Annotated in this window: 21 protein-coding genes; 7 read left to right on the top strand and 14 right to left on the bottom strand. The window is 64.9% G+C overall.

Annotated elements, in window-relative coordinates:
• Positions 1-237: 237 nt before the first annotated feature.
• From G394_RS19060 to eutC, 3 genes are read left to right on the top strand one after another with little or no spacing between them, the layout of a single operon-like run.
• A complete protein-coding gene (locus G394_RS19060) occupies positions 238-1,380 on the top strand; it encodes a glycoside hydrolase family 3 protein (protein ID WP_084435603.1) in 1,143 nt (380 codons plus the stop codon).
• Entirely contained in the window at positions 1,377-2,744 is a 1,368-nt protein-coding gene (locus tag G394_RS0112115; protein WP_028577876.1) for an ethanolamine ammonia-lyase subunit EutB, read from the top strand. The genes G394_RS19060 and G394_RS0112115 overlap by 4 nt, the downstream gene beginning before the upstream one ends.
• Positions 2,741-3,556, top strand: a complete 816-nt coding sequence (eutC, locus tag G394_RS0112110; RefSeq protein WP_028577875.1) for an ethanolamine ammonia-lyase subunit EutC — start codon at positions 2,741-2,743, stop codon at positions 3,554-3,556. Before G394_RS0112115 ends, eutC begins: the two co-directional genes overlap by 4 nt.
• 15 nt (positions 3,557-3,571) lie before the next feature.
• On the opposite strand, the gene G394_RS0112105 is transcribed toward eutC, so the two are convergent.
• From G394_RS0112105 to G394_RS0112070, 8 genes are read right to left on the bottom strand one after another with little or no spacing between them, the layout of a single operon-like run.
• Positions 3,572-3,871: a HigA family addiction module antitoxin gene (locus tag G394_RS0112105; protein ID WP_028577874.1), complete on the bottom strand. Its 300-nt coding sequence runs from the start codon at positions 3,869-3,871 to the stop codon at positions 3,572-3,574.
• A gap of 11 nt (positions 3,872-3,882) precedes the next feature.
• Positions 3,883-4,161: a type II toxin-antitoxin system RelE/ParE family toxin gene (locus G394_RS20810; protein ID WP_084435601.1), complete on the bottom strand. Its 279-nt coding sequence runs from the start codon at positions 4,159-4,161 to the stop codon at positions 3,883-3,885.
• A gap of 58 nt (positions 4,162-4,219) precedes the next feature.
• Positions 4,220-5,044, bottom strand: a complete 825-nt coding sequence (locus G394_RS19055; protein ID WP_051307157.1) for a M55 family metallopeptidase — start codon at positions 5,042-5,044, stop codon at positions 4,220-4,222.
• Positions 5,045-5,053: 9 nt separating this feature from the next.
• The gene (locus G394_RS19050) at positions 5,054-6,028 is read right to left on the bottom strand and encodes an ABC transporter ATP-binding protein (RefSeq protein ID WP_043775742.1); all 975 of its coding nucleotides are present in this window, start codon (positions 6,026-6,028) and stop codon (positions 5,054-5,056) included.
• On the bottom strand, positions 6,025-7,008 hold the full coding sequence (locus G394_RS0112085; protein ID WP_028577873.1) for an ABC transporter ATP-binding protein: 984 nt from the start codon (positions 7,006-7,008) through the stop codon (positions 6,025-6,027). The genes G394_RS19050 and G394_RS0112085 overlap by 4 nt, the downstream gene beginning before the upstream one ends.
• A complete protein-coding gene (locus G394_RS0112080) occupies positions 7,005-7,862 on the bottom strand; it encodes an ABC transporter permease (protein ID WP_028577872.1) in 858 nt (285 codons plus the stop codon). Before G394_RS0112080 ends, G394_RS0112085 begins: the two co-directional genes overlap by 4 nt.
• Before the next feature lie 9 nt (positions 7,863-7,871).
• Positions 7,872-8,882 (bottom strand): ABC transporter permease, encoded by a 1,011-nt coding sequence (locus G394_RS0112075; protein WP_028577871.1) that lies wholly within the window; start codon positions 8,880-8,882, stop codon positions 7,872-7,874.
• Between the two features lie 48 nt (positions 8,883-8,930).
• A complete protein-coding gene (locus G394_RS0112070) occupies positions 8,931-10,472 on the bottom strand; it encodes an ABC transporter substrate-binding protein (RefSeq protein WP_028577870.1) in 1,542 nt (513 codons plus the stop codon).
• A 217-nt stretch (positions 10,473-10,689) separates the two neighbouring features.
• Here G394_RS0112070 and G394_RS0112065 point away from each other — a divergent pair, with 217 nt between their 5' ends.
• The gene (locus G394_RS0112065; protein WP_028577869.1) at positions 10,690-11,112 is read left to right on the top strand and encodes an HIT family protein; all 423 of its coding nucleotides are present in this window, start codon (positions 10,690-10,692) and stop codon (positions 11,110-11,112) included.
• Between the two features lie 13 nt (positions 11,113-11,125).
• On the opposite strand, the gene G394_RS0112060 is transcribed toward G394_RS0112065, so the two are convergent.
• The 6 genes from G394_RS0112060 to G394_RS0112035 form a co-directional block, all read right to left on the bottom strand.
• Positions 11,126-12,079 carry a hypothetical protein gene (locus tag G394_RS0112060; protein ID WP_028577868.1) on the bottom strand — a complete coding sequence of 318 codons (954 nt, stop codon included), beginning with the start codon at positions 12,077-12,079 and terminating at the stop codon, positions 11,126-11,128.
• 77 nt (positions 12,080-12,156) lie between these two features.
• On the bottom strand, positions 12,157-12,480 hold the full coding sequence (locus G394_RS0112055) for an MGMT family protein (RefSeq protein WP_028577867.1): 324 nt from the start codon (positions 12,478-12,480) through the stop codon (positions 12,157-12,159).
• Positions 12,481-12,677: 197 nt separating this feature from the next.
• Positions 12,678-13,424, bottom strand: coding sequence for a sulfite exporter TauE/SafE family protein (locus tag G394_RS0112050; RefSeq protein WP_051307156.1), 747 nt, complete (start codon positions 13,422-13,424; stop codon positions 12,678-12,680).
• Between the two features lie 91 nt (positions 13,425-13,515).
• Positions 13,516-14,349, bottom strand: coding sequence for an amidohydrolase family protein (locus G394_RS0112045; RefSeq protein ID WP_028577865.1), 834 nt, complete (start codon positions 14,347-14,349; stop codon positions 13,516-13,518).
• Positions 14,350-14,438: 89 nt separating this feature from the next.
• Entirely contained in the window at positions 14,439-16,313 is a 1,875-nt protein-coding gene (locus G394_RS0112040; protein ID WP_028577864.1) for a TRAP transporter large permease, read from the bottom strand.
• A gap of 155 nt (positions 16,314-16,468) precedes the next feature.
• Positions 16,469-17,479, bottom strand: coding sequence for a TRAP transporter substrate-binding protein (locus tag G394_RS0112035; RefSeq protein WP_028577863.1), 1,011 nt, complete (start codon positions 17,477-17,479; stop codon positions 16,469-16,471).
• A gap of 662 nt (positions 17,480-18,141) precedes the next feature.
• On the opposite strand from G394_RS0112035, the gene hpsG reads away from it, so the two are divergent.
• The 3 genes from hpsG (at position 18,142) to G394_RS0112020 (ending at position 23,171) form a co-directional block, all read left to right on the top strand.
• Complete coding sequence (gene hpsG / locus G394_RS0112030) at positions 18,142-20,634, top strand: (2S)-3-sulfopropanediol dehydratase (protein WP_028577862.1); 2,493 nt, start codon at positions 18,142-18,144, stop codon at positions 20,632-20,634.
• A 91-nt stretch (positions 20,635-20,725) separates the two neighbouring features.
• Positions 20,726-21,670 (top strand): (2S)-3-sulfopropanediol dehydratase activating enzyme, encoded by a 945-nt coding sequence (gene hpsH, locus G394_RS0112025; RefSeq protein ID WP_028577861.1) that lies wholly within the window; start codon positions 20,726-20,728, stop codon positions 21,668-21,670.
• A 112-nt stretch (positions 21,671-21,782) separates the two neighbouring features.
• Positions 21,783-23,171 carry a sigma-54 interaction domain-containing protein gene (locus G394_RS0112020; protein ID WP_028577860.1) on the top strand — a complete coding sequence of 463 codons (1,389 nt, stop codon included), beginning with the start codon at positions 21,783-21,785 and terminating at the stop codon, positions 23,169-23,171.

The following is a 23,171-nucleotide window of genomic DNA, read 5'->3' as shown; positions in this document are numbered from 1 at the left end:
CGGAGCCCCCCCCCCGGCGGTGAAGCAGAAGCGCTTGACGAAGCGGGGCAGGGGGAAGATGGCCTGATGCTTGACTCAATTTGTGAAAAAGCTGTGCCGGGAGATGACCTAAATGAAAAATCCGGCCGTTCCAGATGATTCCGGAGTCACCCCTTGCATGGTACGGGTTCGGGCACGTAACGGATGGAAACGGCGGGGCTTTCCCGCCCATTCCGAATAGCCCAACCCGGGAGGCTCATGATCAGGATAGTCCTTTGCGCAGTCGTCGTCTTTGTTCTGCAGACCCCCGCCTTTGCCGGCGAGGGGCGCCCGGAGTTCCGCGCAATGCTCGGCCAGATGCTGCTGGTAGGTTTCCGGGGCGCGGAGCTGTCCGACGAGGACTCCATCCTGCGGGACATCCGCGAGCATAATCTGGGCGGAGTCATTCTTTTCGACCGCGACGTGCAGCTGAAGACGGTCGGCCGCAACATTCAGAGCCCTGCACAGGTCCGCGCCCTGACCGCACGGCTGCAGGCCGCGGCCCGGACCCCGCTCTTCATCGCCGTGGATCAGGAAGGCGGCAGGGTGCGCCGCCTGCGCGAGGCGGCGGGCTTCCCGTTCAGCCCGTCGGCCAAGGCCATGGGGCAGGGGACGCCGGATGAGACGCGGCAGGAGGGCGAGCGCACCGGGCGGCTGCTGGCGGATCTGGGCATCAACCTCGATTTCGCGCCCGTGGCCGACGTGGACGTGAACCCGGCCAGCCCGGCCATCGGGGCCCTGGAGCGCAGCTTTTCCGCGGACCCGGAAACCGTCGCGGCCCATGCCGGGGCTTTCAGCCGGGGCCTCCTGTCCCATGGCGTACTTCCCTGTCTCAAGCATTTCCCGGGGCACGGCAGCGCCATGGCCGACTCCCACCTTGGCCTGACGGACATTTCCCGGACCTGGAGCCCCGCGGAACTGATCCCCTACGAGCGGCTGATCCCGCTTGGGGCCAGCCCCCTCATCATGTGCGGACATCTTTTCCTGGAGCGTTTCGACGCGGACCACCCGGCCACGCTGTCGCCCGCCGTGCTGACGGGGCTCCTGCGCGAGCGGCTGGGTTTCAAGGACGTCATCGTCTCCGACGACATGCAGATGCGGGCAATCACGGCGCATTACGGGCTGGAGGAAGCCGTGCTGCGGGCTGTGGAGGCCGGGGTGGACATCCTGGTTTTCGGCAACAACCTGGACTACGACCCGGACATCGTGCCCAAGGCCGTCGACATTCTGGTCCGGGGCGTGGACAGCGGACGGCTGTCGCGTCAGCGCATCGAGGCCTCCTTCGACAGAATCAGCAAGGCCAAGGCGCTTCTTGCGACACCGCAAGGGGCGACAAACGGATTCGCGGGAGAGCGGTCATGAGTGGCGCGCATCGGACCCTGAAGGAGGTGTTGGCCAAGGCGTCGCCGCTGCGCTCGGGCGACGTCCTGGCCGGGGTGGCGGCGGCCACGGAGGAGGAGCGCGTGCTGGCCCAGATGGAGTTGGCCGGGGTTCCGCTTGAGCGGTTTCTGGAGGAGCATGTCATCCCGTACGAGGAGGACGAGGTCACCAGGCTCATCAGCGACACGCATGACAGGGACGCCTTCGCCCCGATCCGCGGCCTGACCGTGGGCGAGTTCCGCGACTGGCTGCTGACCGACGCGGTCGATGGCGAAGTCCTGACCCGCCTGGCGCCCGGCGTCACCCCGGAGATGGCCGCGGCCGTGTCCAAGCTCATGCGCCTGCAGGACCTGATCCTGGTGGCCTCCAAGTGCCGGGTCACGACCCGTTTCCGCAACACCATCGGTCTGCCCGGCACTTTCTCGGTCCGGCTGCAGCCCAACCACCCGACCGACGACCTGCGGGGCATCGCGGCCTCGACTCTGGACGGGCTCTGCTACGGCTGCGGCGACGCGGTCATCGGCGTCAACCCGGCCACGGACAGCCTGGACAACATCCGTCGCATCCTGGACATGCTGGACGGGCTTATTTCCAAATACGCCATCCCGACCCAGAGTTGCGTGCTGACCCATGTGACCACGACCATGGAGGCCGTCGAGTCCGGTGCGCCCGTGGATCTTTGCTTCCAGTCTATCGCGGGGACGCAGGCGGCCAACGCGAGCTTCGGCGTATCCCTGTCCCTGCTGCAGGAGGCTCTCGAAGCGACCCGGTCCCTGTCGCGCGGCACGGTGGGCGACAACGTCATGTATTTCGAGACCGGCCAGGGCAGCGCCCTCTCGGCCGGCGCCCACCACGGCGTGGATCAGCAGACCCTGGAGGCCAGGGCCTACGCCGTGGCCCGCAGGTTCGAGCCGCTGCTGGTCAACACTGTGGTCGGTTTCATCGGGCCCGAGTACCTGCTGAACGGCAAGCAGATCACCCGCGCTGGCCTGGAGGACCATTTCTGCGGCAAGCTCCTGGGCCTGCCCATGGGCGTGGACGTCTGCTACACCAACCACGCCGAAGCCGACCAGGACGACATGGACGCACTGCTGACGCTCCTGGGCGCGGCGGGGTGCACCTTCGTCATGGGTGTGCCCGGGGCCGACGACATCATGCTCAACTACCAGTCCACATCCTTCCACGACGCGGCCTACCTGCGAAAGCTCCTCGGCCGCAGACCCGCGCCGGAGTTCGCGGCCTGGCTGGAATCGTCGGGCGTGATGGACGGGAGCGGGCGGCTTCTGCCCATCGAAACGACGAACCGGCTGCTGGGGTTGCCCGGCGCCGTCCGGGGGGAGTCATGAGCGGCCGGAACGCGGATCCCGTGACCGTCAGCCAGGACCCGTGGGCCGAACTGCGGCGCTTCACCGCGGCCCGCATCGCCGTTGGGCGCAGCGGGTCGAGCCTGCCCCTGGCGGAAAGCCTGGCCTTCAGGTTGGATCATGCGCGGGCGCGGGATGCCGTGCACGCGCCGTTCCGCCGGGCGGAGCTGGCCGGACGCCTGCGCGCGGGCGGCCTCGCCTGCGTCGAGCTGGAGTCCCGCGTGGCCGGCCGGGAGGAATACCTGACCCGCCCGGACAAGGGGCGGCGGCTGAGCGAACGGTCGCTCACGGTGCTCAAGGACATGGCGAATGGTTTCGACATCTGTCTGGTCGTGGGCGACGGCCTCTCGGCCCGGGCCATCCACGAGAACGCCGCAGCCTTTATCCTGGCTTGCGCGTCCATGTTCGGGCAGGCCGGGCTGACGGTTTCGCCGGTCTGCCTGGTGGAGAACGCGCGGGTGGCCGTGGCCGACGAGATCGGGGAGATCCTGCGGGCCCGGCTGTCGGTCATCCTCATCGGCGAACGGCCGGGCCTGTCCTCGCCCAACTCCATGGGCGTCTACCTGACCATGAACCCGCGTGTGGGCGTCACGGACGAGGCGCGCAATTGCATCTCCAACGTGCGCGAGGGTGGACTGAGCATCACGGAGGGCGTGCGCAAGCTCGGCTATCTCGTGGAAGAGGCCTTCAGGCTGGGGCTGAGCGGTGTGGGGCTCAAGGACAGGATGGCGGAGGGGTATCTGCCGTTCGGACTGCCGGAATCGGCGATTACGGGCGCTGTGCGGAAAAACTGATGCAGCGCGCTGGAATCAGGCCGCCGCGCCTGACCAGGGCTTGATTTTCTGCAGTTCGGCTTTGAGGGCGCGTTCCGCGACTTCGGTGTCATGCGCGGCCTGGGCGCGGAGCCAATAGCCCTTGGAGAGGCCGAAGAAACGGCACATGCGCAGGTCGGTGTCCGCCGTGATGGCGCGCCGCCCCGCCACGATCTCGCTGATGCGTTGCGCGGGCACGTTGATCTCCTTGGCCAGACGGTACTGGCTCACGCCCATGGGCTTCAGGAATTCTTCCAGGAGGATTTCGCCGGGAGTGATGGGTGCTAACTGGGTCATTTTTCGCTCCGTTAGTGGTAATCCACTATTTCCACGTCTTCAGCTCCCGCATCGGTCCAACGGAAGCAGATCCTCCACTGGCCGTTGATGCGGATGCTGTGCTGTCCTGCTCGATCGCCTTTGAGGGCCTCCAGGCGATTACCGGGCGGTATCCGCAGATCCTCCAGGCGGCCCGCGATTTCAAGCTGGCGAATCTTGCGCCGTGCGACCGCAGCGATATTCGAGAATCGACGACAATTGAGGCCGTGTGACAGCCTTTCGGTGAGGTCGCATTTGAAGGATATGATCACGGCGCAATAATGACGTGTCGCATGATTAACGTCAAGCGTGATTATCGCGCCGCGTTTTTCAGATGAACGGCACCAGTTCCACCAGGCAGCTCATGGTGTTGAAGGCCTGGAAGGCCTCGACCACGTCGGCGCCGATGTAGCTGACCGTGAGGTCGTCCAGGCGCCTGGTGCGTGGGATCATGCCGGCGCGGTCGGCGCCCGAGGCCGTGGTGCAGCGCACGGTCAGCTCCACTTCCCCTTTCAGAACGAACGGTTCGACCTTGGGCGGGTTCTCCAGGGCCTCCCTGGCCGCGGCCTCGATGGCCCGGCAGGTCCGAGCCGGGTGCTCGCAGACCGCGGCGTAGGCGCCGATGGCCTCCTTGACGGCCAGGGTGCGCACGCCGGGCAGCAGCGCTTCGGCCTCGCGGCAGGCGGCCAGGTCGCCGGCCACGAAGGTCACGGGCACGCCGAAGTGTCCGGCCAGGGCGGCGTTCAGCCCGATCTCCCCGACCTTGAGCCCGTTCAGGCGCACCTCCTGCAGCCTTCCGGTGAAGGTGTGCACGATGCTCGCGTTCATGGTCCCGCCCATGGCGTGGTAACCGACGAACATGGCCGCGGCGAAGGTCTCGTCGATGCCGTGCATCATGGACAGGGGCCGCGGCGAGCCCATGACCAGGCGGGCACGCTCGTCGAGTTCCTCGGGCAGGAGATTGAGGCCCACGTTGTGCGAGTCGGCCACGGTCACGCCGGTGGCCCCGGCCGCGAAGACGCCGCGGATGGCCGCGTTGACCTCGTTCGTCATCAGGCGGCGCGCCAGGGGGTATTCGCGGCCGTCCACGCGGGAGTGCTCGTGGCGGGCCACTCCGCCCACGCCTTCAATATCTGCACTGATGTAGATTTTCATGGTTCGTTCCTATTTTCGGTTGTGAAGATGACAGACGACCTCGTGCCCAGGCCCGAGGACGACCCGCGGCGGCATCATGCTCGCGCAGTGCGGTAGCGCCTCGGGGCAGCGGGGATGGAAGCGGCAGCCCGGAGGCAGGTCCACGGGGCTCGGCACGTCGCCGGTCAGGCGGGCCAGGTTTCGGCGCTGCGCCGGGTCGGGCACGGGGACCGAGGCCAGCAGGGCCCGCGTGTACGGGTGGGCCGGGGTCTCGAAAAGTCTTTCCGTGGGCGCGGTCTCGACGATGGCGCCCAGGTACATGACCGCGATGCGCCGGCTGACGTGCCGGACCACGGTCAGGTCGTGGGAGATGAACAGATAGGCGTGGCCGCGCCGGGCCTGCAGATCGCCCATGAGATTGAGGATCTGGGCCTGGACCGAGACGTCCAGGGCGCTGGTCGGCTCGTCCATGACCACGAAGGCCGGGTCGGCCACCAGGGCGCGGGCCAGGCCGATGCGCTGGCGCTGGCCGCCCGAGAATTCGTGGGGGTAGCGTTCCAGGCACTCGGGGCCCAGGCCAACCTCGGCCAGGCTGGCCGCTGCACGTTCGCGCAGTTCGCCGCCCCTGGCCAGCCCGAGGATTTTGAGCGGCAGGGAGACGATATTGCCCACGGTCATGCGCGGGTCCAGGGAACTCTGTGGGTCCTGGAAGACGACCTGCATGCGCGCCCTGGCTCGGGTCAGCGCCGAGCCCGTGAGACGCGTCACGTCGACGCCCTCGAAATGGATGGCGCCGCTGTCAGGGTCCAGCAGGCGCAGGATGAGGTTGCCCACGGTGCTCTTGCCGCTGCCAGACTCGCCCACCAGTCCGAGGGTCTCACCCCGGTGCAGATGCAGCGAGACCCTGTCTACGGCCTTGAGCCAGCGTTTCCTGCCTTCCAGAAACCCACCGCCGATGGGGAAGGCCTTGCACAGGTCCTGCACGCGGAGCAGTTCGTCGCTCATGGCAGCCCCCCCGACGTGAAAAGATGGCAGGCCACGCTGTGGTCCGGGGCCACGCGGACCATCTCCGGGGCCACGTCGCTGCACCCGCCGCTCTTGGCGTGCGGACAGCGGGGGCGGAAGCGGCAGCCGGGCGGCGGGTCGATGGGGCTCGGCACGCTGCCCGGAATGGCGTAGAGTTCGCCGCCCGAGGACCTGCCCGGGATGGAGGCGATGAGCCCCTGGGTGTACGGGTGGGCCGGACGGGCGAAGATGCTGCCCACATCGGCGATCTCGACCACCTGTCCGGCGTACATCACGGCCACGCGGTGGCAGAGCTGGGCGACCACGCCCATGTCGTGGGTGACGAAAAGGATGGACAGCCCCTGGCGGGCCGACAGTTCGGCCAGGATGGCCAGAATCTGGCCCTGCACCGTCACGTCCAGGGCCGTGGTCGGCTCGTCGGCCAGGAGCAGGGCGGGGTTGCAGATCAGCGCCATGGCGATCATGACGCGCTGTCGCATGCCGCCCGAGAGTTCGTGGGGGAAGGCCCGCAGCACGGACCGGGGTTCGGGCAGGCGCACGGCGTCGAGCATCTCCAGGCATGCGTCCGTGGCCTCGGCCCGGCCGGCCTTGCGGTGGGCTCGGACCACCTCGCGCATCTGGTTGCCCACGGTGAAGACGGGGTTGAGGCTGTTCATGGGCTCCTGAAAGATCATGGAGATGCGCTCGCCGCGCAGCCTGCGCATCTCGCCGGAACTCAGCCGCAACAGGTCGCGGTCCTCGAAGAGGATTGTCCCGCCGTCGATGCTTCCAGGCGGCGTGGGGATGATGCGCAGGACCGAGCGCGAGAGCACGGATTTGCCGCAGCCCGTTTCGCCCACCAGACCCATGATCTCGCCCGGACGTACGCTCAGGGACGCCCTGTCGAGCACGCGTGCCCGGCCCTGGTAGGTCCCGAAGCTGACCGAGAGGTCACGGATGTCGAGGAGCGGGGCGCTCATCGCCTGATCCTCGGGTCCAGGACGTCGCGCAAGGCGTCGCCGAAGATGTTGAAGCCGATGACGGTGAAAAGGATGAACAGGCCCGGGAAGGTCGCGTACCACCACTGGTCCATGAGGAACTTGCGGCCCGAGGCGATCATGGCTCCCCACTCCGGGGTCGGCGGCTGGGCGCCCAGGCCGATGAAGGACAGGGACGCGGCGATGAGGATGGCGTCGCCCAGGGTCAGGGTGGCCAGGACGATGGCCGAGTTCAGGCAGTTGGGCAGGATGTGGCGGCGGATGATGAAGCCGTGCCCGGCCCCGGCCACGCGGCTGGCGGCCACGAACGGCAGCTCGCGCACGACCAGGGCCTCGCCACGCACCAGGCGCGCGAACTTGGGGATCATGACGAAGGCCGTGGCCAGGATGGCGTTGATCAGGCTCGGCCCCATGGCCGCGGCCAGAGCCAGGGCCAGGATCAGCGACGGGAAGGACAGGATGACGTCCATGAGCCGCATGATGACGTTGTCGATCTTCCCCCCGAAATAGCCCGACGTCGCGCCGATGAGCGCCCCCGTGACCCCGGCCACGGTGATGACCAGCAGGCCGATGGACAGGGAGATGCGCGCCCCGAAGAGCACGCGCGAGAAGATGTCGCGGCCGAGTTCGTCGGTTCCGAAAAGGTGGGCCGCGCCGGGTGCCATGAGGCGTTCGCCCAGGGACAGCTTGACCGGGTCGTGCGGGGCCAGGAGCGGCGCGCCCACGGCCAGCAGGACCATGGCCGCGATGACGACGCCGCCCATGACGGCCGAGGGGTTGCGCGACAGGATTTTCAGGGTCAGCTGCAGTTCGCGCAAAAACGGGTGTGCGGCCACGGTCCTCCCCTAGTAGCGGATGCGCGGGTTGAGGAATGCGTAGAGCACGTCCACCCCGAGGTTGATGACCACGTAGGCCGTGCTGGCCAGCAGGGTGAAGCCCATGATGGCCGGGAAATCGAGGGAGTTGATGGAGTCCACCACGTACTTGCCCATGCCGGGCCAGGCGAAGATGGTCTCCGTCAGGATGGCCCCGCCCAGCAGTTCGCCCAGGGACAGGCCGGCGATGGTCACCGTGGGGATGAGCGAGTTCTTGAAGGCGTGCTTGAACACGACCCTGGCCGCGGACAGACCGTTGGCCCTTGCCGTGGTGATGTAGTCCTGGCCCAGGACGGCGATCATGGACGAGCGCACGATGCGCGTGATGACCGCCAGATACACGTACGACAGGCAGAAGGCCGGCAGGATCAGGTGGCTCAGCACTTCCTTGAGCAGTGCCCAGTCCCGCGCCAGAATGGCGTCGATGACATAGAGCCCGGTCACGGCGGCAGGCGGTGAGCTGGTGATGTCCAGGCGTCCCGAACCCGGCAGCCAGCCCAGGTTGCGGTAGAAGAGCAGCAGGAGCATAAGTCCCAGCCAGAAGACCGGGGTGGACACGCCGATGACCGAAAAGACGCGTGCGACATGGTCGGCCAAGCGGTTGCGCCGCACGGCGGCCAGGATCCCCAGCGGGATGCCCACGGCCAGACAGAGGACGAGGCTGGCCAGGGTCAGTTCCAGGGTGGCCGGGAAGAAGTCGGCCAGGTCCTTGGTCACGGGCCGGTGGTTGCGGATGGACTGGCCCAGGTCGCCCTGGGCGAGCCCCTTCATGTAGCGCACGTACTGCACGGGCAGGGGCCTATCCAGGCCGTGCTCCTTGCGGATGGCCTCCACGGCCTCCTTGCTGGCCTTGGGCCCGACGATGATGCGGGCCGGGTCTCCGGGGATGGCGTGGGAGATCAGAAACGTCAGGATGCTCACCCCGATGAGTACCGGGATGGCGGCCAGGGCGCGCTTGATGATGTAGGCGAGTATGCGCATTCGGTCCAAGGGTCCCGGCCGGGCGCAGGGCCCGGCCGGGAAGGGATGCTATTTCTTCGAGATGGCCTCGAAGTTGTACATGGATTCGAGCATGGGGTTGAACACGTAGCCCTGCACATTGGCCCGCAGGGGCACGATGGTCTGGATCTGGTACAGGAAGATGTAGGGCGCGTCCTGCATGATGATGTCCTGGGCCTCGCCGTAGAGCTTCTTGCGTTCCTCGACCACGGAAGACACTTCGGCCTTGCGGACCAGTTCGTCAACCTTCTCGTTCTTGTAGAAGCTGCGGTTGCCGGGAAGGCCGGCCTTGGCCGAATCGAACCAGAAGTTCATGAACATGTAGGGGTCGGCGAAGTCCGGGCTCCAGGCGCCCAGGCACAGCTCGAAGTCGCCCTTGTCGATCTTGTCGCGCAGGGTCGGGTTGGCCATGAGCTCCAGGTTCAGCTTCACGCCGATCTCGGCCAGGTTGGCCTGCATGACCAGGGCGATCTGTTCCCAGGTGGCGCGGCGCTCGGAGTAGATCAGCGTCAGTTCCAGGTTCTCGGCGCCGGCGGCCTTGAGCAGTTCCTTGGCCTTGGCCGTGTCCTTGGTGTACTGGAAGACGTCCTTGCGATGTCCCCACATGCCGTCGGGGATGGGGCCGCGCATCTGTACGCCGTTGCCCTGCAGGACATGGTCGATGATGCCCTGGTAGTCCACGGCGTAGGACAGGGCCTGGCGCACGGCCGGATCCTTCAGCTTTTCGTTCTGGCAGTTGACGTAGACGTATTCGACCATTTGCGAGGGGAAGCGTTTGACGGCCACGTCCTTGTTCTTCTCCAGGGCCGGGATCTGGTCGATGAGGATGTTCTCGGCGATGTCCACGTCGCCCTGTTCCAGGGCCATGCGGCGGTCGGCGGACTCGGTCATGAAGCGGATGATGACCTTCTTCAGCTTGGGCGCGCCGCCCCAGTAGTTCGGCTTGGCTTCGAGCACGCAGCGCTGGCCGCGCGTCCACTCCACGATCTTGAAGGGGCCGCTGCCGTCGACGTTCTCGGCCAGGAAGGCCTGGGCCTTGTCGTCGTTCACGGCCCTATCCGCGACCTTGGGGTTGAGGATGGACGCGCCGTCGGTGGCCAGGGTCTGCAGGAAGGGGCCGTAGGGGTTCTTCAGCGTGATTTCGAGGGTGTAGTCGTCGACCACGGCCATGGAGGCGATGGCCGTCAGGTTGTCGGCCGGACCCTTGCCGATGGCGATGGTGCGGTCGAAGGAGTAGCGCACGGCCTCGGCGTTCAGCGGGGAGCCGTCGTCGAAGGTGATGCCCTTGCGGATCCTGAAGGTCCACTTCAGCCCGTCGGCGGACACGGTCCAGGACTCGGCGGCCATGGGCTCAACCTCGGTCAGGCCGACCCCGTCCTTGACCTTGTACTTCACCAGGCGGTCGTAGCAGGGGTATATCTGCCGCCAGTCGTAGTTGTCGCTCGAAACGCCGGGATCCAGGGTGTGGATGTCCGAGGATACGCCCACGACGAGCGTGTCCTTGTCCGCGGCCATGGCTGCGGGGGCCAAGGCTGTGATCAGCAGCAGAAGGCAAAGTGTCCAGATGCGCATGCTTCGATACCTCCATACATGAGTGGGTGGAATGACGAGGCCACGGACTGCGAGTAGCACCGGACGGTAAGCACTGTAAAGCGTCCGTCTTTTTATACTTATTGGGAATTGTTGTGTGCAAACGAAATTGTACGATGTCGTTCGGATACGAGCAGTATGTCTTGCAGGATGCCGCGGCGTGCTTGCGGCCCGGCGCAGCCTGCCGTAGCGTGCCCGCATGAACTCCTTCACCCTTCACCCCACCCTGGCCGCGGACTGCCACCTCCTTGGGAGTTGGCGGGATATCCGCCTCCTGCTGCACCGCGACGCCCACGTGTGCTGGATCATCCTGGTGCTCGAAACCGAGGCCACGGAGTGGCACGAACTGCCGGCGGACCTGCGCGAGCGCCTCTCGGAGGCGTCCTTGGCCATCTCGTCCATGCTCAAGGCGGAACTGGCCTGCGACAAGGTCAACATCGCCGCCATCGGCAACCTGGTGCCGCAGTTCCATTTTCACGTCATCGGCCGCAGGAGGAGCGATCCCTACTGGCCCGGCGTGGTCTGGGGGCGGGTCGTACCGGGGGCAGTCTATGGGGACGGGGAGATCGAGGCGATGAGTGCGCGCGTTCTTGCGGCGCTGTCCGCCATCGCCGGCCGATGATGCGTCCAGTCGCCTAGTTCTTTTTTCCCAGGGCGAGATCCAGGCTTTCGCGGACGCCTATGTGCTGGATGCGGCCGAAGAGGTCGCGGCACTGCTCCATGCTCAGGCCGTCGACGATCTGCAGGACCACGGCCTCGGCGTCCATGTGCGGGTAGGGCGAATCGGACTCGAAGCTCTCGTCCTTTTCCATGAGCCGGTTGTAGACCACCGCCCTGGCGGCCAGCAGACTTTCCACGGCGCGGTCGCGCGGCGCACCGAGCAGGTGGCGGAAGGTCAGCAGGTCGCCGGGCGGGATGAGGCGGCGCCGGCCGTGGCGGGCCAGGCAGGCCTCCTCCATGAGGTGGACCGTCCGGACCCGGCCATGCCCCAGGACCCGGATCATGAGCCCAACCATGTCATGATGGATGGCGCCGCACTCGACATAGGCCCTGCCTTGGGCCGGCAGGATGTCGGCCAGGGCTGCAGCGCGGTCTCTGTCCATGTCGGAGATCTTCGCGGCGTCGGCCATGGCGAAGTCGTTCACGGCTTCAAGTATCCCGTCGAAATCCTTCTTCCCGGCCGCCGCATAGAAGGCCAGGAGCTTTGCGCTCCACTCCCGCTCCCGGATATACACGGCCCACGGCCTGCCTCCCGTGGGGATGTCGCCGGGCCCGTTGCCCGCGGCGAAGAACTCGTGGATGCCCGCGAGCTCGTCCATCCACGGGTGCACCTGCAGGACGGCCGCGCCCCGGGCATGCAGCGCCTGCAGGGTTCGGCACTGGGCCGTGGCGTACTCCGGGAATTCGAAGTCCGTGAGCATCAGATACTCGTCGACGGGGAGTTCGCCGGCGAGCATTTCCTCGAAGCCGGGCGTGTGCGGTTCTTCAAGAACGATCAGGTCATGGTTTTCCATGGCCCGGGCGGCGAAGGGCGCCGTCTCGGGGCGGAAGACGGTGAAGCCGAGGGTGATTGCGGGTGGAGCGGGCATGTGCGCAGCGTACACGCAAGGTGGCACGGCTGGCGAGGGGCGATGTGGCGACGGACAGGGTCCGCGCAGGTCGGGATTCACCGCAACATGTCCGGGCGCCACAGGAAAACGTCCAGATCGATCACCCCTGAGGGGTCGAATTGGACCCCTTCGTTTTCCAGCAGGCGTTGCTGCTCTGCACCGCCCGCGTATGTTTTCAGGGCGATGCGCCCTTCACGGTTGACGACGCGGTGCCAGGGCAGATCCTCTCTCTGCGAACATGCGTGGAGGATGCGCGCGACCTGCCGGGCCGCCCTGGGGTTGCCGGCCATGGCCGCGATCTGGCCGTAGGTGGCGACCCTGCCGGATGGGATGTCGCGGATGAATCCGATGATGCGGTCGGTGAAGGCGTGTCGTGTCATGGCTGGTAAATGGACGATTGAATCCCTGTAGCCGGCGGAAAGGACGCCGCCGGGGGAAATCGATGTTCGGAACGCGGTATAGGCCGGGGACGCCACGACATCAACATCGCATACGCTGTCGCGCATTCGGGGTCCGTCGGTAAGGTTGATCAACCCGACGTTCGGCTGTTGCTGATTGCTGGCGGCCGGGGGATGGGTCAGTTCACGGAGCTGAGGGCGCCCCGGATCATGCTCAATCCCATGACCATGATCATGGCGAAGAGAATGCGCCTGAAATGGCCTTCGCCGAACCGTCCGGAGACGCGAATTCCTGCCCACCCCCCGAGGATAACGGCGGGGAGGGCGACGGCGAAGAGGGTCAGCGCGCGGACGGAGTAGAGCCCTGCGAGTCCGTGGGCCGTGACGATGAACATGCCGCTGACGATGAAGAACGCGCCCAGGGCGGCCTTGATCTCGCGTTGGGAACCGCCGCGAAGACTCAGGTACACGGCCAACGGCGGGCCATTGAAGCCGAAGGCGGTGCCCAGGCTCGTGGAAAGGAATCCAGCCAACGCGCCCCAGCCGGCCGCCAGGCGCCTGGCGTGGGGCTGTGCGCTGCAGAGCCCCCACAGGGCGTAGGCTGCGAGCAGCAGTCCCAGTCCCGTCTTGAGCCATGCCTCCGGAAAGTGCCGCAGGAGCAGCACGCCGGTCGCGGCTCCGGGCAGCGCGCCCAGGAAGAGCGCCCGGATGCCCGACGTGTCCAGGTGTGCGCGGTAGCTCCAAGTCATCTGGATGTTGAGGGCGAGCACGACGAGCCCGCAGGTCGGCACGGCCGTGCGCATGTCAAGGCCCAGGGCCACGATAGGCATGGCCACCAAGGCCGCTCCGAAGCCGACGATGCCGTTGATGAAGCCGCCCAGCAGCCAGCCGGCGAGGGCGGTGAGGATGGCGTGCGTCATGTCCATGGATCGTTCCGGACTGATGGTGAGAGACTCGGCTCCTTTGCGGGCATGAGCCCCGCGGTGGGCGTCGGGGCGGCGCCCACCGCGGGGATGGTCAGTTGATGTTCAGGATGCGGCATGCGTTTTCGTACATGACCTTGCGGCGCACGTCATCGCTCAGGGGGAACTCTTCGTACGCCAGCAGGGCGTCGGCCAGTTCGATGAAGGGGTGGGCGCTGGCGAAGACGACCTTGTCCTGGATGATGGTGCTCATGGCCTGCACGAAGACGTCGGCCATGGGTGCACGTTCGTACTCCGAGAAGTCCATGTACACGTTGGCGTTGCGCAGGCAGGCGTAGACGCACTCGTTGACGTACGGGTAGCCGCCGTGGCTCATGATGATGGTCAGTTCCGGGAAGTCCCTGGCCACCTGGTCCACGTGCCGCGGGTCGGCGTAGTCCATGATGGCGCCGGCGACCTGCGGCGGGGGGGCCATGGTCACGAACACGGGCAGGTTCAGCTCGGCGCACTTGGCGTAGACGGGATAGTAGCGGGCCTCGCAGGCGGGGATGTGGGCCAGGTAGGGGTCTATGGCCACGCCCTTCATGCCGTGCTCCTCCACGGCGCGCACGATGTCGTACACGGCGGCCATCTTCTTGTGGGGGTCGACGCCCCAGAATCCGACGAATTTTTTGGGATACGCCCGGCAGAATTCGAGGACGCTGCCGTTGTTGGCCGGTGAGCCGTAGGTGGTCTCGCAGTCGCGCCCGGTGATGACGGCAAGTTCGACGCCGCGTCTGTCCAGATCGGCGACGATCTCGTCCAGGGGCTGCGGCTTGCGGGCGTCGAAGCCGATGGCCTTGCAGGCGGCCTTGAACATGGCGCTGTTCTTGATGCCGTCGATGATTTCCGGTGTGTTGGGCCGGAAGCGGAAATCTATGATTTTCATGGCAAAACTCTCCTGTTCCGGTCCGGTTTTCAGCCGGCCGGGTTGAAGAGCCGCCGGACGTGTGTCCGGCGGCTCGCATCGTTTGAGACTTATTTGTTGCCGACGAAGAAGAGGGGCACTTCGGGGAAGTAGGTCACTACCAGAAGCACCAGGATCATGAGGCCGAGCATGGGCAGGGCCGTGCGGGACAGGTGCTCGATCTTGGTCTTGGAGATGCTGCTGGCCACGAAGAGGTTCACGCCCACGGGCGGGGTGATGAAGCCGATGGCCAGGTTGACGACGATGATGATGCCGAAGTGCAGGGGCGAGACGCCCACGCCCGTGACAACGGGGAGCAGGATCGGCGTGAGGATGACGATGGCCGCCAGGGCCTCCATGAAGGTTCCGACGATGAGCAGCAGGACGTTGATGAGCAGCAGGACCACGATCTTGCTTTCGGTGAAGCCGAGGATGGCCCTGGCGATGGTGCCGGGCACGTCCTCGATGGTCATGATGTTGCCGAAGAGGGTGGCCATGGCCATGAGCACGATGATGGTCGCCGAGGTCTCACAGGCTTCGACGCAGCAGTCCATGAACTTGCGGGCGTCGATCTCCCTGTACACGAACACGCCGACGATGAGTCCGTAGAAGGCGGCTACGGCCGCGGCTTCCGTCGGGGTCATGATGCCGCCGTAGATGCCGCCCAGGACGATGACCGGGACCATCAGCGCCCACTTGGCCTCCCAGACGGCGGCCATGAGCGAGCCGATGGTTCTGGGCCGGGCCTCGCCGCGCCAGTTCCGGGATTTGGCGTAGAAGTAGGAGTAGCCCATCAGGACCAAGCCCGTAAGGATGCCCGGTACGATGCCGCCGATGAACAGGTCGCCGATGGAGACCTGGGCCGAGATCCCGTAGACCACGAAGGGGTTGCTCGGCGGGATGAGCACGCCGATGGCGCCGGATGCGGCGACGATGGCCGCCGCGAAGTACTTGTCGTAGCCGCGCTCGACCATGGCCGGGATGGTCAGGGCGCCGATGGCCGCCACCGTGGCCGGGCCCGAGCCGCTGATGGCGCCGAAGAACATGCAGGTGGCCACGGTGACCAGCGCCATGCCGCCGTACAGGCCGCCCAGCATCTCATCGGCCAGCGCCAGCAGACGCTGGGACAGGCCGCCCGCTCCCATGAACACGCCGGCCGCGATGAAGAAGGGGATGGCCATGATCGGGAAGGAGTCGATGGACGTGAAGGCCGTCTGGGCCAGGTACTCGATGGGCAGGGTTTCGGCGCAGATGACCGTGGCCAGGGTGGACAGGCCAAGCGAGATGGCGATGGGCACGCCCAGGGCGCAGAGCACTGCGAAATATCCGAACAGGGCCGGCAGGGGCTCGATGTATTCGGCGAGCACGGCCGGGGCGATTACCGCGCCGGCGGCGACGACAGCCAGGGCTGTGTCCAGGGGGCCGCAGAGCTTCACCTGGGCGGTCAGGCTCTGCAGCAGCCGCAGGCTCATGAGTCCGAAGCCAAGAGGCAGGATCAGGTACGGAATAATGTACGGGATCCGCAGCGCGGTCGTGAACTGGGGGAATTCCTGCAATCGCTCGATCTGGGTCCAGCCGTACCAGCAGATGGTCAGGGTGAGGATCAGGAAAAAGATTTCGACGATGACCCAGCTCGCGTTCTGCATGCGTGCCGGCAACCGGTCGTAGATGATGTCGATGCGGATGGAGCTGCGCTTCCTGACCGCGACGGACAGGGCGAGGTAGCTGATCCAGATGAAGATGTAACGGGCCAACTCCTCGGTCCAGACTGCCGCGCCGGCGGAGCTGGCGAAGTGTACGATGATGTATCTGTATGTAGTCTGGAACGTGATGAACAGGATGATGGCCAGCAGGCCGGAGACGAGAAACACTTTTTCGAAGTTTTCGTCGATCCAGTTCCATATGCCACGTGGTGCGACAGGCTCATCCACGAGTTCGAGGGGCATCACGCCGCAGTTGATATTCTGTTCCATGTCGTCTCCCTATGTCCCGCCGGTCTGCGGCCTGGCCGTGGCCGGGCGGTGCTCAGGCATGCGGTTTCTGTTCCCGGTTGGCTGTAGGCCCCATCCGTCCGGTTGTCCGGTGGATGGGGCCGGCCAAATTATTTCTGGGTGTCCTTGAGGAGCTGCAGCAGGTTCGCCGGAATCTGCTTGGCGAATTCCTCGCGCACGGGGGCGGTGAGTTCCACAAGCTTGGCGCGATCTTCATCGCTCAGGATGGTCACTTCGATGCCCTTTTCCTTGAAAGCGTCCCAGGCCTTCTTCTCGAGCTCGTCGGTGATGCCACGCTGCCAGGCGAGGGCCTCACGGGCCGCTTCGCGGATGATGGCCTGGTGCTCGGGGGTCAGGCTGTCGAACTTCTTCTTGTTCATCAGCAGGATGTGCATGCTGTAGTTATGGTTGGAGTCCATGGCGTACTTCAGCACTTCCGTGTGCTTGGCGTCGTTCAGCAGGGAGAAGGTGTTGCCTTCGGCGTCGACGGTGCCCTGCTGCAGGGCGGTGTAGACCTCGCCCCAGGCCACGGGGGCGGGGTTCATTCCCAGGGCCTTGGCCACTTCCACCTCGACGGGGGAGTCGGTAGTGCGGACCTTGAGGCCGGCCAGGTCGGCAACGGTCTTCAGGGGCTTCTTGGTGCTGACGAAGTTGCGGTAGCCGTACTGGCTGAACATGATGGTGGTCAGGCCGATCTCGTTGGAGACCTTCTCCAGTTCCTTACCGAGTTCGCCTTCATCGAGGGCCTTGTACAGGTTTTCCTGGTGCTTGGGCGAGGTGATGTAGGGCAGGTCCAGGGCCATGTAAGCCTTGCTGAAGCTGGCCATGTTCGGGGACGAGCAGGAGGACATGTCCAGGGTGCCGGCCTGGGCCGCTTCCGTGGTCACGCGGTCGCTGCCGAGCTGGGCGCTGCCGAAGACCTGGATCTTGATCTGCTTGTCGCTCTTGGCTTCCACCAGTTCCTTGAACTTTTCGATGCCCAAGGTGACGTTGTTGCCCGGCGCCATGGGATGGCCGATGCGCAGGGTGACGGGTTTGCCGGCTTCCGCGGTTCCGAAGCCCACCAGCAGGCCGACCAGGGCCAGCACGTTCAACGCGGCAAAAACGAGACTCTTTTTCATTGTTCCTCCAAATATGTGTTTTCGACCAGCACTGCTAGGCAATGTTCTTGACTGTCGCCCTCTGGTCACGGGGTGTTGTCGGAGCATGAGCAGGATGTATGCCAGACAAAAATGAACTTTGCCAAGGCTGTTGAAATCGAAAAATCTTTTATTTCAATATATTGAGAATTGATTCCACAGGGGGTGGGCAGTTTTTGGCTGGCCCTGTCGCGAAAATGCAACTGCCAAGAATTGTTCTTATCAGCGCCTTCCTTATGGGAATAAAATCACAAAGCGTCCCGTGGCCAAAGGCCTAATGTTCTAAATTTCACATTTCACGAGTGGGTTTTCCGATGCGTTCAGTCAAGTTTGTCGCAAAAATGCGGCGCTTTTCGGGTTGGTAAAAATGAAATTCACAGGGAGTGATGCAAAAATGCGACCTCCGTTTGCCTCTCTTTTTCTCGTGAATGTCCATATTGGTGCTGTCTGTGGATAAATATTGTCTTTTCATTTGGTTATGGAGTTTGGCACAGAGAATGCTCATGCTCGTTTGGATACGGAAGCACGATGTTCGACGGAGAAAAGGAAAGATTTTCTGGTGTAACCGATGTTTGTGCATGGTTTAAAAGAATGTGCTGATTTTACCATACGCATGAATAAAATTAGATACGAGGAGCAGAGTCATGACAAGGTTTACATGTGAATGCATGTCCCCTCAGGAGCAGAGGCTTTACGAAAAAATCGAGGGCAAAGAGGATAGATTCCGCGAGACACACAGTCGCGTTTTCAAGATGCTGGAACGGTTCGACGGTCAGAAGCCGCGCATTGACATAGAACGAGCCCTCTATTTCACCCAGTCCATGCAGGAGACCGAAGGTCAGCCCCTCGTCCTGCGTTGGGCCAAGGCCATGAAGCACATCGCCGAGAACATGACCGTCTATGTCCAGGACGACCAGCTCCTGCTCGGCCGCGCCGGCTGCGACGGCCGCTACGGCATCCTCTACCCCGAACTGGACGGCGACTTCCTGGACATCGCGGTCAAGGAACTGCCCAACCGCCCGACCTCTCCCGCGACCATCACCCCCGAGGACGCCAAGGTCGTCGTCGAGCAGATCGCCCCCTTCTGGAAGGGCAAGACCTTCCATGAAAAGCTCAACGCCGCACTGCCCGCTGATGTGCATAAGCTGACCTACGACGATCCCGAAGGACTCATGTCCCGCTTCATCGTCAACGAGACCGCCTCCTTCCGCTCCTCCATCCAGTGGGTTCACGACTACGAGAAAATTCTGAGGCGCGGCTTCAACGACATCAAGCGCGAGGCACAGGAGAAGCTGGACGCCCTCGATCCGCTGAGTCCCAAGGACAACTGCGAGACGAAGCCCTTCCTCGAAGCCGTGGTCATCGTCTGCGAGGCCATCGTGCACTGGGCAGGGCGCCACGCCGTGCTGGCCCGCGAAGCGGCGGCGAAGGAATCCGACCCGGTCCGTAAGGCCGAGCTCACCCGCATGGCCGAGAACGCCGAGCGCGTGCCCGGCGAGCCGGCCCGCGATTTCTGGGAGGCCTGCCAGAGCCAGTGGTTCACCCAGATGTTCTCCCGTATCGAACAGAAGACCGGCACGACCATCTCCAACGGCCGCATGGACCAGTACTTCTTCCCTTATTACGAGCAGGACATGGAAGCCGGCATCCTGACGGAAGAGAAGGCCATGGAGCTTCTGGAGTGCATGTGGGTCGGCATGGCCGAGTTCATCGACATGTACATCTCCCCCACGGGCGGCGCCTTCAACGAAGGCTACGCGCACTGGGAGGCCGTGACCGTCGGCGGCCAGACCCCGGACGGACGCGATGCCACCAACGACCTGACGCATCTGATCCTCAAGTCCAAGCGCGAATTCCCGCTGCACTATCCGGACCTCGCGGCCCGCATCCACAGCCGCTCCCCCGAGAGCTACCTGTGGGACGTGGCCGAAACCATCAAGGACGGCTCGGGCTTCCCCAAGCTGATCAACGACGAGGAGATCGTGCCCCTGTACGTCTCCAAGGGCGCAACCTTCGCCGAAGCCTATGACTACGCCGTGTCCGGCTGCACCGAGGCACGCATGCCCAACCGCGACACCTACACCTCGGGCGGCGCGTACATCAACTTCGCCGCCGCGGTGGAGATGGTCCTGCGCAACGGCCGCATGAAGAAGTACGGCGATCAGCCGCTGGGCGTGGAAACGGGCGACCCGACCGCCTTCCAGACCTGGGACGAGTTCTGGGACGCCTACGTGCAGCAGCACCTGCTGTTCCTGAAGACGGCCTTCCACCAGCAGTACCTGATCAACAAGATTCGGGCGACCACCTTCGCCCAGCCCATGGGCTCGGCCATGCACGACCTGTGCATGAAGCACTGCATCGACCTGCATCAGGAGCAGATCCCCGAGGGCATCAATCTCGGCTATTTCGAATACATGGGCCTGGGCACCGTGGTCGACTCCCTCTCGGCCATCAAGAAGCTGGTCTTTGAGGACAAGAAGCTGACCATGCAGCAGATCATCGACGCCGTGGACGCCAACTTCGAAGGCCACGAGGACGTCGCCGCCCTGCTGCGCAGCGCCCCCTGCTACGGCAACAACGACCCGTACGCCGACGCCATCGGCCGCGAGATCGACAGGATCTCCGTGGAGTTCGGCGGCAAGTACAGCAAGGATCTGGGGATGCACAACGACGTGCGCTACGTGCCCTTCACCTCCCACGTGCCCTTCGGCAAGGTCGTCTCGGCCCTGCCCAACGGCCGCAAGGAGTTCACGCCCCTGTCCGACGGATCCTCGGCCTCCCACGGCGCGGACGTGAACGGCCCCACGGCCATCCTGCTGTCCAACTACAACACCAAGAACTACGGCATGCGCGACCGCGCGGCCCGCATGCTGAACATCAAGTTCACGCCCAAATGCATCGAGGGCGAGCAGGGCACCGAGAAGCTCGTGTCCTTCATCCGCACCATGTGCGACCTGAAGATCTGGCACGTGCAGTTCAACGTCATCAACCGCGAGACCCTCATCGCGGCCAAGAAGGACCCGCAGAAGTACCGCAACCTCATCGTGCGCATCGCGGGCTACAGCGCCTACTTCGTGGACCTCTCGCCCGACCTTCAGGACGACCTCATCGCCCGTACGGAGCACGGCGCCTTCTAGGTACGCCCCGGCCATCCTTCGGCCTCAACGGACACACGCGGGCAGGCCTCGGCCTGCCCGCGATTTTTCATGACATCAGCGGGGGAGTCCCATGAGCGCTCTTGAAGACAGAAAGAAGAAAGGCCTCGTATTCAACATCCAGAAATACTCCGTTCATGACGGCCCGGGCATCAGGACCATTGTCTTCCTCAAGGGGTGCCCGCTTTCCTGCAACTGGTGCAGCAACCCCGAATCCCAGCGCCGCGAGCCGGAACTGGCCTTCAATCCGGGCCGCTGCCTGACCTTTTCCAAGTGCACGCGCTGTCTGCAGGCCTGCCTGCGCGGCGCCATCATCCGCGAGGCCGACGACAGCCTGCGCATCGACCGCGCCCTGTGCGACGGGTGCCCCAAGAATTGCGCCCAGGCCTGCCCGTCCCAGGGGCTCATCGTCTACGGCGAGGAGCGCAGCGTGGACGACGTGCTGCGTGTGGTCGAACAGGATGCGGCCTTCTATACCCGCTCCAGCGGCGGCATGACCCTCTCGGGCGGCGAACCGCTCCTGCAGGCCGACTACGCCCTGGCCCTGCTCAGGGAGGCCCGCCGGCGCAGGATCAAGACCGCCGTCGAGACCTGCGGCATGGTGCCCTGGAAGACCCTGGAGGCGGCCGCTCCGTACCTGAACTACGTGCTCTACGACATCAAGCACATGGACGGCGCCGTCCACGAAGCCCATACCGGGCGGTCCAACGAGGTCATCCTGGAGAATTTCCGGAGGCTTGCGGAACTGCACCCGGACAAGCCCATCCTGGTCCGGACACCCGTCATCCCGGGGTTCAACGATTCCGAGGACGCCGTGTCGGCCATCGCCGGGTTCATCCGGCCCTATCCGAACGTGCGCTACGAGATGCTGCCCTACCACAGGCTGGGCACGCAGAAGTACCATTTTCTGGACAGGGTGCCTCCCATGGACGACGTGACGCTGGACAAGTCGGTCATGCCGAGGCTCATCGAGACAGCGGTGCGGATTCTCGGGGACAGGGTTGACTTCCCGAAATGATGAGGTTCACGGCCGAACCGGCCCGCACGGGCCTGGCCGCGCAAACCGTGACGAATCGTGGAAAGGCAGCCCTCGGGTTGCCTTTTTTTACAGCCCGTGAGAGTTTTTTCGTATGACGAGCCGCCACGCCGATTTTGTCGCCAAGCATTTCGAATACATCCTCGATGCCCTCCCCGACGGGGTCTTCATCTCCGACGTCTCGGGCATCACCCTGCGCGTCAACCGCATGTACGAGCAGCTGACGGGCCTGAAGCAGGAGGACATCCAGGGCAGGCAGGTGCGCTCCCTGGTGGAGAACGGCATTTTCGACAAGATCCTGAACCCCGAGATCGTGCGCACGGGCAAGCCCGCGACCCACGTGCAGCAGTTGCAGAACGGCAAGAAGCTGGTCCTCTCGGGCTTCCCGGTCTTCGACGAGGGCGGGACCCTGCGGCTCGTGGTGACCTTTGTCCGCGACATCACCATGATCACGCGCCTCAATGAGCAGATGGAGGAGCAGCGCCAGCTCATCGACCACTTCCACAAGCAGATGGCCTACATCTCCAACGAGCAGAGCAAGGGCCTCACGCCGGTGTACGCGAGCCCGGCCATGCAGGAAGTGGTCAACATGCTGCTGACCGTGGCCCCCACGGACGCCTCGGTCCTCATCCTGGGCGAGACGGGCGTGGGCAAGGACGTTTTCGCCCGTCTGACCCACGCCCGCAGCGCCCGGCACGACAAGATTTTCCTCAAGGTGGACTGCGGCGGCATCTCCGAGACCCTGACCGAGTCCGAGATGTTCGGCTACATGCCCGGCGCCTTCACGGGCGCGTCGAGCAAGGGCAAGGCGGGCTATTTCGAGCTGGCCGACGGCGGCACCGTCTTTCTCGACGAGATCGGCGAGCTGCCCCTGTCCATGCAGACGCGGCTCTTGCGAGTGCTTCAGGACGGCGAGATCATGCGCGTCGGCGGCACGCGCTCCAGCAAGGTCGACGTGCGGGTCATCGCCGCCACCAACAAGAACCTGGGCGAATGCGTCGAGCAGGGCACCTTCCGGCGCGACCTGTACTACAGGCTGAACGTGGCCACGGTGACGATCCCTCCCCTGCGCGAGCGGCCCGAGGACGTACGGCCGCTGGTGGAGCACTTCCTGCAACACTACTCGGCCAAGTACGGCAAGCGCATGGCGATCATGGAGATCGCCCTGACCATCCTGTCCCGCTACCAGTGGCCGGGCAACGTGCGCGAGCTGCAGAACATGATCCACGGCCTGGTCATCACCCACAAGGGTTCGCACATCTCCCCCCGCGACCTGCCTGCCCACATCCGCGAGGACAGTCCCCAGGACCGCGCCTGCAGCGACGCCCTCCTGACCGGCGGCCGTCCGCTGAAGCAGATCATGGCCGAGATGGAGCGGGACTTTCTGGAACAGGCCATCGCCCTGCACGGGTCGGTGCAGAAGGTCTCGGAGCTCTTCCAGGTCGACCGCAGCACCATCTTCCGCAAGATCCAGAAGAAATGA

Source organism: Desulfomicrobium escambiense DSM 10707 (genome assembly GCF_000428825.1).
GTDB lineage: Bacteria > Desulfobacterota > Desulfovibrionia > Desulfovibrionales > Desulfomicrobiaceae > Desulfomicrobium > Desulfomicrobium escambiense.
Note: the sequence above shows the minus strand (reverse complement) of the source record. Positions and strands in the feature narration are given on the sequence as shown.